Origin of the sequence: Streptomyces sp. NPDC058964 (assembly GCF_042741275.1) — a bacterium.
In the GTDB taxonomy this organism is placed as follows: Bacteria; Actinomycetota; Actinomycetes; order Streptomycetales; family Streptomycetaceae; genus Streptomyces.
In genome coordinates this window covers 1-12,185 of the sequence record NZ_JBHYKH010000084.1, presented here as the reverse complement: position 1 = coordinate 12,185, position 12,185 = coordinate 1, and the positions used below count along the sequence as shown (strand labels likewise).

General features: G+C 71.9%; 9 protein-coding genes and 1 pseudogene. 7 read left to right on the top strand and 3 right to left on the bottom strand.

Annotated elements, in window-relative coordinates:
- A pseudogene (locus ACFW2E_RS13715) lies at positions 1–135 on the bottom strand (TetR/AcrR family transcriptional regulator); the annotation flags it as partial.
- Between the two features lie 162 nt (positions 136–297).
- Here ACFW2E_RS13715 and ACFW2E_RS13710 point away from each other — a divergent pair.
- Together ACFW2E_RS13710 and ACFW2E_RS13705 are read left to right on the top strand one after the other, a co-directional pair.
- Positions 298–2,514, top strand: coding sequence for an MMPL family transporter (locus ACFW2E_RS13710; RefSeq protein WP_384465917.1), 2,217 nt, complete (start codon positions 298–300; stop codon positions 2,512–2,514).
- Between the two features lie 83 nt (positions 2,515–2,597).
- Complete coding sequence (locus ACFW2E_RS13705; protein WP_384465915.1) at positions 2,598–3,641, top strand: zinc-dependent alcohol dehydrogenase family protein; 1,044 nt, start codon at positions 2,598–2,600, stop codon at positions 3,639–3,641.
- Positions 3,642–3,678: 37 nt separating this feature from the next.
- Here ACFW2E_RS13705 and ACFW2E_RS13700 read toward each other — a convergent pair whose 3' ends face one another.
- Positions 3,679–3,879 carry a helix-turn-helix transcriptional regulator gene (locus ACFW2E_RS13700; protein WP_384465913.1) on the bottom strand — a complete coding sequence of 67 codons (201 nt, stop codon included), beginning with the start codon at positions 3,877–3,879 and terminating at the stop codon, positions 3,679–3,681.
- A 1,022-nt stretch (positions 3,880–4,901) separates the two neighbouring features.
- Positions 4,902–5,819: a sugar phosphate isomerase/epimerase family protein gene (locus ACFW2E_RS13695; protein WP_384465911.1), complete on the bottom strand. Its 918-nt coding sequence runs from the start codon at positions 5,817–5,819 to the stop codon at positions 4,902–4,904.
- Positions 5,820–5,944: 125 nt separating this feature from the next.
- Here ACFW2E_RS13695 and iolC point away from each other — a divergent pair, with 125 nt between their 5' ends.
- From iolC to mmsA, 5 genes are read left to right on the top strand one after another with little or no spacing between them, the layout of a single operon-like run.
- A complete protein-coding gene (gene iolC, locus ACFW2E_RS13690; RefSeq protein ID WP_384465909.1) occupies positions 5,945–6,895 on the top strand; it encodes a 5-dehydro-2-deoxygluconokinase in 951 nt (316 codons plus the stop codon).
- On the top strand, positions 6,892–7,839 hold the full coding sequence (locus ACFW2E_RS13685) for a deoxyribose-phosphate aldolase (RefSeq protein WP_384465907.1): 948 nt from the start codon (positions 6,892–6,894) through the stop codon (positions 7,837–7,839). Before iolC ends, ACFW2E_RS13685 begins: the two co-directional genes overlap by 4 nt.
- A gap of 7 nt (positions 7,840–7,846) precedes the next feature.
- Positions 7,847–8,671 carry a 5-deoxy-glucuronate isomerase gene (iolB, locus tag ACFW2E_RS13680; RefSeq protein WP_384465905.1) on the top strand — a complete coding sequence of 275 codons (825 nt, stop codon included), beginning with the start codon at positions 7,847–7,849 and terminating at the stop codon, positions 8,669–8,671.
- Complete coding sequence (iolD, locus tag ACFW2E_RS13675) at positions 8,668–10,551, top strand: 3D-(3,5/4)-trihydroxycyclohexane-1,2-dione acylhydrolase (decyclizing) (protein WP_384465903.1); 1,884 nt, start codon at positions 8,668–8,670, stop codon at positions 10,549–10,551. The genes iolB and iolD overlap by 4 nt, the downstream gene beginning before the upstream one ends.
- Before the next feature lie 14 nt (positions 10,552–10,565).
- Positions 10,566–12,068, top strand: coding sequence for a CoA-acylating methylmalonate-semialdehyde dehydrogenase (gene mmsA, locus ACFW2E_RS13670; RefSeq protein WP_384465901.1), 1,503 nt, complete (start codon positions 10,566–10,568; stop codon positions 12,066–12,068).
- Positions 12,069–12,185 lie beyond the last annotated feature (117 nt).

Below are 12,185 nucleotides of genomic sequence, written 5' to 3'. Positions count from 1 at the left end.
GATGGCGTTGGTGCAGGCGGGCGTGTAGCCGGTCGTGCTGATGAGCGTCGGCGCGGGGTCGAGCAGGTGGGCGATGCGCCGCTCGCCGCGGGCCTGGCGGCGGCGCGGCTGTTCCTTCCCTGGCGTTTCGGGCACGAGTCATCCCCAGGTTTCCGACGGCGATTGACAAACACGAGCGCTCGCTCGCATTCTGGGGAAACGCGAGCGATCTCTCGTGTTTGTCAGTCTATTGGCAATGGCTGATCCATGCTGCCTGCCTGCGCCCAGCACGGGTCACGGTGAAGGGGACACCGCACGATGACCGAAGTCAACAGGCCACCCCGCGTCGGAGGGTGGACCCGCTTCGTGACCGCCCGGCCGCGGTTGTCGCTGCTCGCGGCCCTGGTGCTCACCGTGCTCGCGGTGCTGGCCGGCAGCGGCGTCGCCGACCGTCTGGGCAGCGGCGGCTGGGAGGACCCGGACGCCGAGTCCACATACGCGACCAAGGCCCTCGAGCGCGAGTTCCCCGACTCCCAGCCCAACCTCCTGCTGCTCGTCGACTCCGGCCGGGCCTCGGTGGACGACCCGGCGGTCGCGGCCCAGGCCCGGAGCCTGGTCGCGCGCCTGTCCGGCGAGAAGGGCGTCGTGGGCGTCGGCTCGTACTGGCAGGCCGATCCGTCGAAGGCTCCCGCCCTGCGCGCGAAGGACGGCCACGAGGCGCTGATCGCCGCCCGCGTCACGGGCGACGAGAAGGCGATGGGAGACACCCTGGACCGCATAGCACCCCACTACCGCGGGGCGCACGGTCCGGTGAAGGTGAGGGTCGGCGGCATCGTCGCCGTGCGGCACGAGATGCAGACGATCATCAAGGAGGACCTGGCCAGGGCCGAGCTGATCGCCCTTCCGGTGACGCTCGTGCTGCTGGTGATGGTCTTCGGCAGCGCCGTCGCGGCCCTGCTGCCGCTCGGCATCGGCATCGTGGCCATCCTCGGCACCAACGCCGTGCTGCGCGGCCTGACGGAGTTCACCGACGTCTCCGTGTTCGCACTCAACCTCACCACGGCCCTGGGGCTGGGCCTCGCCATCGACTACGCGCTGTTCATCGTCCGCCGCTTCCGCGAGGAACTGTCCACGGGTGCGGAACCCCTGGCGGCGGTCGGCACCACCCTGCGCACGGCCGGCCGCACGGTGCTCTTCTCCGCCCTCACGGTCGCCGTCTCCCTGGCGGCGATGCTGCTCTTCCCGCAGTACTTCCTGCGCTCCTTCGCCTACGCGGGCATAGCCGTGGTGCTGCTGGCCGCCGCGGCCGCCCTGATCCTGCTCCCCGCCGCTCTGGTGCTGCTCGGCCACCGGGTGAACTCCCTGGACATGCGCCGCCTCTTCCGTCGCGGACGCGAGCCGAAGGCCTCCGGCGAGGAGGGCACGGCCTGGGCGCGCGCGGCCACCCTGGTGATGCGTCGCGCCCCCTTCTTCGCCGTCGGTACCACGGCGCTCCTGATCATCCTCGGACTGCCCTTCCTGGGCGTGAAGTTCGGCACGGCGGACGACCGCCAGCTGCCGTCCGGCGCCGAGTCCCATGTCGTGCAGCAGCACATCCGGGACGGTTTCCCGGGCAGCCCCGGCGGCGGACTCGAAGTCCTGGCCGAGGGCAAGGCGACCCAGGCGCAGTACGCCGACTACCGCGAGCGGGTGGCCGCCCTGTCCGAGGTGGCACGGGTCGACGGCCCGCTGGTGCGGGGCGGCTCGGCCTACTTCACCGTGCTGCCCAAGGGCGAGGCGGTCGACGACGGGGCGCAGCGCCTGGTGGGCGACCTGCGCGGCATGGACGCTCCGTTCGACACCAAGGTCACCGGCACGGCAGCCGTCCTGGTCGACTCCAAGCACGCGATAGCCGAACGCCTGCCCTGGGCAGCCGCGTTCATCGCGATCGTCACCCTGCTCCTGGTCTTCCTGCTCACCGGCAGCGTGCTGATACCGGTCCAGGCCGTGGTGCTCAACGCGCTCAGCCTGACGGCGATGTTCGGCGCGGTGGTCTGGGTCTTCCAGGACGGCCACCTCTCCGGCCCGCTCGGCTTCACCAGTCCCGGCTCCATCGAGACGACCCTGCCGGTCCTGATGTTCTGTGTGGCATTCGGCCTCTCCATGGACTACGGCGTGTTCCTGCTCTCCCGCATCAAGGAGGAGTACGACCGCACGGGCGACCACGACGAGGCGGTGCGCCACGGGCTGCAGCGCACCGGCGGGCTGATCACCGCGGCGGCGGTCATCCTGGCCGTGGTCATGGTCGCGATAGGCACCTCACGGGTGACCAACACCAAGATGCTCGGCCTGGGCATCGCGCTCGCCGTCCTGATGGATGCGATGGTCGTGCGCAGTCTGCTGGTCCCGGCCATCATGCGGCTGACCGGCCGCGCCACCTGGTGGGCCCCGGCTCCGCTGCGCCGCTTCCATGAGCGGTTCGGACTGAGCGAGGGGGAACCGGCCACGGAGCCCGATGCCGAGCGGGACCGGGACAAGATCGCGGCGCACGGCTAGCGTTCCGCCGGAAGCGGTGGTCTCCGGGGTGTCTTCTCGCGCGGGCGCCCCGTGGGCGCACGGGGCCAGAAGGAGGACTGCGCATGCGGGCTGTGGTGTTCGAGCGGTACGGGGAACCGGCCGAGGTGCGGGAGGTGGCGGACCCGGAGCCGGCGGGGCACGGGGTCGTCGTGCGCGTCGGGGCGACCGGTCTGTGCCGCAGCGACTGGCACGGCTGGATGGGCCACGATCCGGACATCACCCTGCCGCATGTACCCGGTCACGAACTGGCCGGCGTCGTCGAGGCGGTCGGCGCCCGGGTGACCCGCTGGCGTCCCGGCGACCGCGTCACCGTGCCCTTCGTCTGCGCCTGCGGCAGTTGTCCCTCCTGTGCGGCGGGCGACCAGCAGGTGTGCGAGCGGCAGACCCAGCCGGGCTTCCATCACTGGGGCTCCTTCGCCCAGTACGTGGCGCTCGACCACGCGGACGTGAACCTGGTCGCGGTCCCCGACGAGATGGCCTTCGCCACCGCCGCCGGCCTCGGCTGCCGCTTCGCGACCGCCTTCCGTGCGGTGGTGCAACAGGGCCGGGTGGCGGCGGGGGAGTGGGTCGCGGTGCACGGCTGCGGCGGCGTGGGCCTGTCGGCGGTGATGATCGCGGCGGCGTCGGGCGCGCGGGTGGTCGCCGTGGACGTGAACCCCCAAGCCCTGGACCTGGCACGCAAGTTCGGCGCGGCGGAGTGCGTCGACGCGACCCGCGCACCGGACGTCGCGACTGCGGTCCTCGACCTGACCGGGGGCGGCGCCCACCTCTCCCTCGACGCCCTCGGCTCCGCCGCCACCTGCGCGTCCTCCGTGCGCGGGCTGCGCCGCCGCGGCCGCCACGTCCAGGTGGGCCTGCTGCCCTCCCCGGACGGCACCACTCCGGTCCCCATGGCCCGCGCGATCGCCCTGGAACTCGAACTCCTCGGCAGCCACGGCATGGCCGCCCACACCTACCCGGCGATGCTGGAACTGGTCCGTGCGGGCGTCCTGCGCCCCGATCTGCTGGTGACCTCGGCGATCCCGCTGGACGCGGCACCGGCCGCCCTCGCGGCGATGGGCACGGCAACCGGCGCGGGCGTCACGGTCATCGAGCCGTGGAGCTGAGCCGGCCGAGACACCCGCCGCCCACGCCGGACGCGGTTCAGGCCTCTCGGCGCCCGCGGTTGCCAGGCCGGGAGGCCACCCACGTGCGGACCGTGTCGGCGTACCAGTAGGGCTTGCCGCCCTCCACATGGTCGGGCGGGGGCAGCAGCCCGTGCTTGCGGTAGGAGCGCACGGTGTCGGGCTGGACGCGGATGTGCGCCGCGATCTCCTTGTAGGACCAGAGCCTTCGGTCGGTCATGAGCCGCACCTCCCTGCGCGCACCGCGGGGGCGGCCGGGGACGGCCGTCGGGGGAGCCGGGCGCTGCGCTGGCGATCACCAAGCCTGTGCCCGGTCAACGACGCAGAGTGAGTATCGGGAAGTGGCTGTCGGCCGGATGTGACCGAGGACCCGCGTATGTGCAACATGCGTGACACGGACGGGGTGTTTGTGACAGAGGTGAACCAAAGGCGCACACCGGTGCGTCGGCGAGGCGCGTTGACTCGGGCGCCCGGGTGTGTTGCCGCCGACGAGCTCCTCGAGTCCGCGGGCCCACTCCGGGGTGAGCCGTCGGCTGTCGTGCGGACTCACCGCGCTGCGCAGTTCGCCGTCCGCGACGTGCTCGGTCCGTGTGAGCGCGCCGTTCGGTGACCCGCACCGGTCGATCTCCGCCGTCATGCGCGCCGGGGGAGGCGGGGCGACCGGATCCTGCCCGTACGGGGGTTGCGCAAGCCGCTGCGGGTGCTCGGGTCCGTGGAAGCCGCTCCGGATCCTCGACCGCGACGACACGATGGAGGACCGGCCCGGCGCGGCCCAGCGGATGCGGCACCGCGTCGGGATCCGGGGACCGGGGCCAGTTCGTGCCGGGCGTGCCGAAGAGGGTGAACGCGGCCCACGGCGCCGGCCGGATCTCGATGCCGCAGATCCGGCCCCCTGCTCACCGCCGACCGGAGTGTTGTCGCTCAGGCCGCTGTACACGGACCCGAGGACCGTCGTCGGCCGGCCGGGGCGCGAGAAGCGCACGGGCTGTTCAAGCCCAGCAGGAGGGTCGCCGCGCCCATGGGTGTCCGCAGACGGCTGCGCGGCCGGACGAGCGCGAGCCCGCGACCGCCGATCATCCGGACCGCGGGCTGCCGGGGTGGGGCGACGCGGCAACGGTCTGCCGGCTGCCGCCCGGCCCGTGCCCGGACCGGACCCGCACCGCGCTCGGAGCCGGCCGCTGCTCCCGGGTTCCCGGGTTCGGCCGAAGAGCCGGGCGCCCCTGCCACGAGGCGGCGGTGCCCCTACGCCCCGCAGGACCTCAGGAACGCCCGCGTCCGTCGGGCGATCGGCAGTGGCTCGTCCGGCTCGCAGGGGTACATGTCCTGCTCGACGATCGCGAACAGGTCGACGTCCAGCCTCTGCGCGGCCTCCAGGACCGGGCCGAGCGCGGGCACCCCGGCCGGCGGCTCGCACATGACGCCCTTCGCGACCGCGGGCCCGAACGGGACTCCGTCCGCCCGCACCTCGGCGAGGATCGCGGGGTCGACCTGCTTGAGGTGCAGGTAGCCGATCCGCTCGCCGTAGGTCTCGATCAGCTTGACGCTGTCCCCGCCGCAGTACGCGTAGTGCCCGGTGTCCAGGCACAGGGACACCAGGCCGGAGTCGGTGCCGTCGAGGAAGCGGACGACGTTCTCCTCGCTGTCGATGTGGGTGTCGGCGTGCGGGTGGACGACGATCCGCAGGCCGTACCGCTCCCGCACCTCGCGTCCGAGCCGCTCGGTCAGCGAGGTCAGGTTGCGCCACTGTGCGGGCGTGAGCGTGTCGGGCTCCAGCACCTCGCCGGTCTTGTCGTCGCGCCAGAAGGACGGGATGACGACGAGATGCCTCGCGCCCATCGCCTGGGCCAGCGCCGCGTTGTCCGCGACATGGGCCCAGGTCTTCTCCCACACGGCCTCGCCGTGGTGGAGCCCGGTGAAGACCGTGCCCGCCGACACCTTCAGGCCGCGTCGTGCCGTCTCCTCGGTGAGGACGGCCGGGTCGGTCGGCAGGTACCCGTACGGGCCCAGCTCGATCCACTCGTATCCGGACTGCGCGACCTCGTCGAGGAAGCGCTGCCAGGGCACCTGCCGGGGGTCGTCCGGGAACCAGACGCCCCAGGAGTCGGGGGCCGATCCGATCCGGATGCGGGACAGTGAGGACTGAGGTGACAGCGACGTCATGGCCGTCAGCGTGCGGGTCCGGGGAAGGGGTGTCAAGGTCTGGTCCGAATGTCTGGACAAAACATTGACAGGGCTCAGGGTGCGGGACTACAAACCGGGGGGAGAGCCGTGACGAAGGGAAGCCGATGGCGTACGACCTGATCACCATGGGGCGGATCGGAGTGGACCTCTATCCGCTCCAGACAGGTGTTCCACTCGCCCAGGTGTCGTCCTTCGGCAAGTTCCTCGGCGGGTCGGCCACCAACGTCGCCGTCGCCGCCTCCCGCCTGGGCCGCAGCACGGCGGTCATCACCCGCACCGGCGACGACGCCTTCGGCGCCTATCTGCACGAGGCCCTGCGCGGCTTCGGGGTCGATGACCGCTGGGTCACCCCGGTCCCCGGACTGCCCACGCCGGTCACCTTCTGCGAGGTCTTCCCGCCGGACGACTTCCCGCTCTACTTCTACCGGCAGCCCAAGGCGCCCGACCTGGAGATCGACGCCCACGACCTGGACCTCGACGCCATCCGTGACGCCCGCATCTTCTGGGTCACCGGTACGGGCCTGAGCGAGGAGCCCAGCCGTACGGCGACCCTCGCCGGCCTCGCCCACCGGGCCAGGGCCGGTACGACGGTCTTCGACCTGGACTGGCGCCCCATGTTCTGGACCGACCCGGACGGCGCCCGCCCCTTCTACGCGGAGGCCCTGCGCCACACCACCGTGGCCGTCGGCAACCTCGACGAGGTGGAGGTCGCCACCGGGGTCCGTGAACCGCACGCCGCGGCCCGCGCGCTCCTCGACGCCGGAGTCGAACTCGCCGTCGTCAAACAGGGACCCAAGGGCGTGCTCGCCGTCAGCAGCGCGGGCGAGACGGCCGAGGTCCCCCCGCTCCCGGTGAACGTCCTCAACGGGCTCGGCGCCGGCGACGCCTTCGGCGGCTCGCTCTGCCACGGACTGCTGGCCGGCTGGAACCTGGAGACGATCATGCGGCACGCCAACGCCGCCGGTGCGATCGTCGCCTCCCGCCTGGAATGCTCCTCCGCGATGCCCACCCCGGACGAGGTGGCGGCCGCGCTCGACGCCGGAGCGGTGCTGTGAGGGCCGGGAAGGTGGGCGGCGCCCGCCACGAGGGCGGGGACGGCATCGGCCACGTGCGCGTGGACGTCTCGGCGCTGGTGCACACCCGTACCCACCACCCCGAGGCGATCGCCGAGGCCGCCGCCCGCCGCGCCCGCAGACCGCTGCTCAACGAGGACGGCCGGCTGATGATCGTCGCCGCCGACCACCCGGCCCGTGGCGCCCTCGGCGTCGGCGACCGCAGGCTGGCCATGGCCAACCGCGCCGACCTGCTCGAACGCCTCTGCATCGCACTGTCGCGTCCCGGCGTCGACGGCGTGCTGGCCACCGCGGACATCCTCGACGACCTGCTGCTGCTCGGCGCCCTCGACCACAAGGTGGTCATGGGCTCGATGAACCGCGGCGGACTGCAGGGAGCCTCCTTCGAACTCGACGACCGCTTCACCGGGCACCGCCCCGAGGACATCCAGCGCCTCGGCTTCGACGCGGGCAAACTGCTGCTGCGCATCGACTACGACGACCCGGGCTCCCTGACCACCCTGGAGGCCACCGCCCGCGCCGTCGACGACATGGCCGCACGGCGGCTCCCGGTCTTCGTCGAGCCGTTCATCAGCCGCCGCACCCCCGAGGGACGGCTGCGCAACGACCTGTCCGCCGAGGCGGTCACCACATCCATCGCCATCGCCTCGGGCCTGGGCGGCAGTTCGGCCTACACCTGGCTGAAGGTGCCGGTCACCGCCGACCCCGACGACATGGCCCAGGTCATGGAGACCTCCACGCTCCCCGCCGTACTGCTGGGCGGTGACGTCGGCGACTCCCCCGAGGACCAGGACGCGGCGTACGAGAAGTGGCGCGGCGCCCTGCAACTGCCCACCGTGCGCGGACTGGTGGTGGGCCGCTCACTGCTCTACCCGGCGGACGACGACGTGGCCGCCGCCGTGGACACCGCCGTAGGACTGCTGTGAGGGCCGCATGACCGGCAATGACCTGCACCTCCGCAAGGGCTCGACCGCGGGCGCCCAGTATGTCGTCGACATCGACCCCAGGCGGGCCGGGTGGACGCACAGCAGTCTGCGGATCGTCGAGCTCGAGCCCGGCGGCACGCACATCTTCACCACCGGTGACAGCGAGTGGATCGTGCTTCCGCTGGAAGGCGGATGTACCGTCCGGACGGAAGGGAACGAGTTCCAACTCCTGGGCAGGGACGACGTGTTCGGCGGAGCCTCCGACTTCGCCTACGCCCCCCGTGACGCCCGGGTCCAGATCGCCTCCGGCGCGGGAGGCCGCTTCGCCCTGGCAGGAGCGAAGTGCGAGCGACGACTCCCCGCCCGCTACGGCCCCGCGCCGGAGGTTCCCATCGAGGTGCGCGGCAGCGGCAACTGCTCGCGCCGCGTCCGCAACTTCGCCTCCGCCGACTCCTTCGAGTGCGACAAGCTGATCGCCGTCGAGGTGATCACTCCCGGCGGCAACTGGTCCTCGTACCCGCCGCACAAGCACGACGAGCACCGGCCGGGCGAGGAGTCGCAGCTGGAGGAGATCTACTACTTCGAGATCGACGGCCCGAACGGTTTCGGCTATCAGCGCGTATTCCCCTCCCGTGAGGGCGGAACCGACGTCCTCGCCGAGGTCCGCTCCGGCGACGCCGTCCTCGTCCCCGACGGATGGCACGGCCCGTCGATCGCCCAGCCCGGGCACGACATGTACTACCTGAACGTCATGTCCGGTCCGGGTGAGACCCGGGAGTGGCGGATCTGCTTCCAACCGGCACACGTAGAAAGCACAGAGGGTTACCGATGACCTCAACGACGAGGCTCACGGTCGCGCAGGCGCTCGTCCGATTCCTGTCGGCCCAGTACACCGAGCGCGACGGCGCACGGCACCGGCTGATCGGCGCCACCTGGGGCATCTTCGGCCACGGCAACGTCGCCGGGATCGGCCAGGCGCTCGTCGAGTACGCCGGCGACATGCCGTATCACCAGGGCCGCAACGAGCAGTCCATGGTGCACGCGGCCGTCGGCTACGCGCGCCAGTCGAACCGTCTGTCCACACACGCGGTGACGACCTCCGTCGGCCCCGGCGCGACCAATCTGGTCACGGGCGCCGCCCTCGCCACCATCAACCACCTCCCGGTCCTCCTCCTGCCCGGCGACGTCTTCGCCGGCCGCCCGGCCGACCCGGTCCTGCAGCAGCTCGAGGTGCCGCACGCGGGCGACGTGTCGGTCAACGACTGCCTGCGCCCGGTGTCGAGGTACTTCGATCGCGTCACCCGCCCGGAAGCCCTGATCGCGAGCGCCCTGCAGGCCATGCGGGTCCTCACCGACCCCGTCGAGACCGGCGCCGTCACCCTCGCGCTCCCGCAGGACGTGCAGGCGGAGGCGTACGACTGGCCGGACGAGTTCTTCGCCGAGCGCGTGTGGACCGTACGACGGCCGGGCCCCGACCCGGCCGAGCTCGCCGAGGCCGTGCGGATGATCCGGGCGGCGAGGCGGCCACTGGTGATCGCGGGCGGCGGCGTCCACCACAGCCGTGCCGAGGACGCGCTCGCCGAGTTCGCCGCCGCCACCCGCATCCCGGTCGCCTCCACCCAGGCCGGCAAGGGCTCCCTGCGCTGGGACCACCCGCAGGACGTCGGGGGCGTCGGCCACACCGGCACGGCGACCGCCGACGAGCTCGCCCGCACCGCCGACCTGGTGCTCGGCGTGGGCACCCGGTACACCGACTTCACCACCGCCTCCGGCACCCTCTTCGAGAACCCGGACGTCCGCTTCCTCAACCTCAACATCGCGCCCTTCGACGGCCACAAGCTCGCCGGTACGCCCCTGGTCGCGGACGCCCGCAGCGGCCTGCAGGAGCTGACCGAGGCGCTGGAGCTGCGCGGCCACCGGATCGCGGACTCGTACGCCACCGAGTACACCGAGGACAAGGAGCGCTGGGAGCAGCGCGTCGACGCCTGCTACGAGGCCGACGAACCGGATGTGCGCCCCACGCAGCCGCAGGTGCTGGGCGCGCTGGACGCCGTGGCCGACGAGACGGACATCCTGGTCAACGCGGCCGGCTCGCTCCCCGGCGACCTGCACAAGCTGTGGCGGGCGCGGTCGAGGGACCAGTACCACCTGGAGTACGGCTACTCCTGCATGGGCTACGAGATCCCGGCCGCGATAGGGGTGAAGCTCGCCGCTCCCGACCGGCCCGTGTGGGCCCTGGTCGGCGACGGTACGTATCTGATGATGCCGACGGAGATAGTGACCGCCGTGCAGGAGGGCGTCGCGATCAAGATGGTGCTCGTGCAGAACCACGGGTACGCCTCGATCGGCGGGCTGTCCGAGTCGGTGGGCGGCGAACGGTTCGGCACGGCGTACCGTCATCGTGCCGAGGACGGTGCCTACACCGGTGCCCCGCTGCCGGTCGACCTCGCCGCCAACGCGGCCAGCCTCGGCATGCGTGTGCTGCGCGCGAAGACCGTCTCGGACCTGCGCACGGCACTCGCCGAGGCACGGGCCGCCGACACTCCCACATGTGTCTACGTGGAGACCGAAACCGCAGACACAGTGTCGGGCGCGCCTCCGGCGCAGGCCTGGTGGGATGTTCCTGTGGCCGAGACCGCGACCCGATCGTCCGCGGTCAAGGCACGTGAGCTGTACGAACGGCACGTCTCGACCCGACGCCGCCATCTGTGAAGGAGTTACCGGGCATGACGAAGATCGTCAACCACTGGATCGGCGGCAAGACCGTCGAAGGCGCTTCGGGTACGTACGGGCCGGTCACGGACCCGGCGACCGGAGCGGTCACCACGAAGGTCGCGTTCGCCTCCGTGGACGAGGTGGACGCGGCGGTGGCCGCCGCGAAGGACGCCTACGCGACCTGGGGCCAGTCCTCGCTGGCCCAGCGCACCTCGATCCTGTTCAAGTTCCGCGCGCTGCTCGACGCCCACCGCGACGAGATCGCCGAGCTGATCACCGCCGAGCACGGCAAGGTGCACAGCGACGCCCTCGGTGAGGTGGCCCGCGGTCTGGAGATCGTGGACCTGGCCTGCGGCATCAACGTCCAGCTGAAGGGTGAGCTGTCCACGCAGGTCGCCAGCCGCGTCGACGTGGCCTCGATCCGCCAGCCGCTGGGTGTGGTGGCGGGCATCACGCCGTTCAACTTCCCGGCGATGGTCCCGATGTGGATGTTCCCGATCGCCATCGCGTGCGGCAACACCTTCGTGCTGAAGCCGTCCGAGAAGGACCCGTCGGCCTCCCTCAAGATCGCCGAGCTGCTGGCCGAGGCCGGTCTGCCGGACGGTGTCTTCAACGTCGTCCACGGTGACAAGGTGGCCGTGGACCGCCTGCTGGAGCACCCGGACGTCAAGGCGGTCTCCTTCGTCGGCTCGACCCCGATCGCCCGCTACATCCACACCACCGCCTCCGCCAACGGCAAGCGCGTGCAGGCCCTGGGCGGCGCCAAGAACCACATGCTGGTCCTGCCGGACGCCGACCTGGACGCGGCCGCCGACGCCGCCGTCTCGGCCGCCTACGGCTCCGCCGGCGAGCGCTGCATGGCGATCTCCGCCGTCGTGGCGGTCGGCTCCATCGGCGACGAGCTGGTGGAGAAGATCCGCGAGCGCGCCGAGAAGATCAAGATCGGCCCCGGCAACGACCCGGCCTCCGAGATGGGTCCGCTGATCACGAAGGTCCACCGCGACAAGGTGGCCTCCTATGTCGAGGGCGCCGCGGCCGAGGGTGCCGAGGTGGTCCTGGACGGCACCGGCTACACGGTGGAGGGCTTCGAGGACGGTCACTGGATCGGCATCTCGCTGCTCGACAAGGTGCCGACCGGCGCGAAGGCTTACCAGGACGAGATCTTCGGCCCGGTGCTGTGCGTCCTGCGCGTCGACACCTACGAGGAGGGCGTCGCCCTCATCAACAGCTCTCCGTTCGGCAACGGCACCGCGATCTTCACCCGCGACGGCGGCGCCGCCCGCCGCTTCCAGCTGGAGATCGAGGCCGGCATGGTCGGCGTGAACGTGCCGATCCCGGTGCCGGTGGGCTACCACTCCTTCGGCGGCTGGAAGGACTCGCTCTTCGGCGACCACCACATCTACGGCAACGACGGCACGCACTTCTACACCCGCGGCAAGGTCGTCACCACGCGCTGGCCGGACCCGTCCGAGGCCCCCGCGGGCGTCGACCTGGGCTTCCCGCGCAACCACTGAGACGCCGATTCGACACGGTGGTGCCCCGTCCTCCGCCGGGGGGTGGGCGGGGCCCCACCCGGTGCGGGCGCAGCCCAGCAGCCGCGGCCGGGACTTCACCAACACCGTGGGGTCACC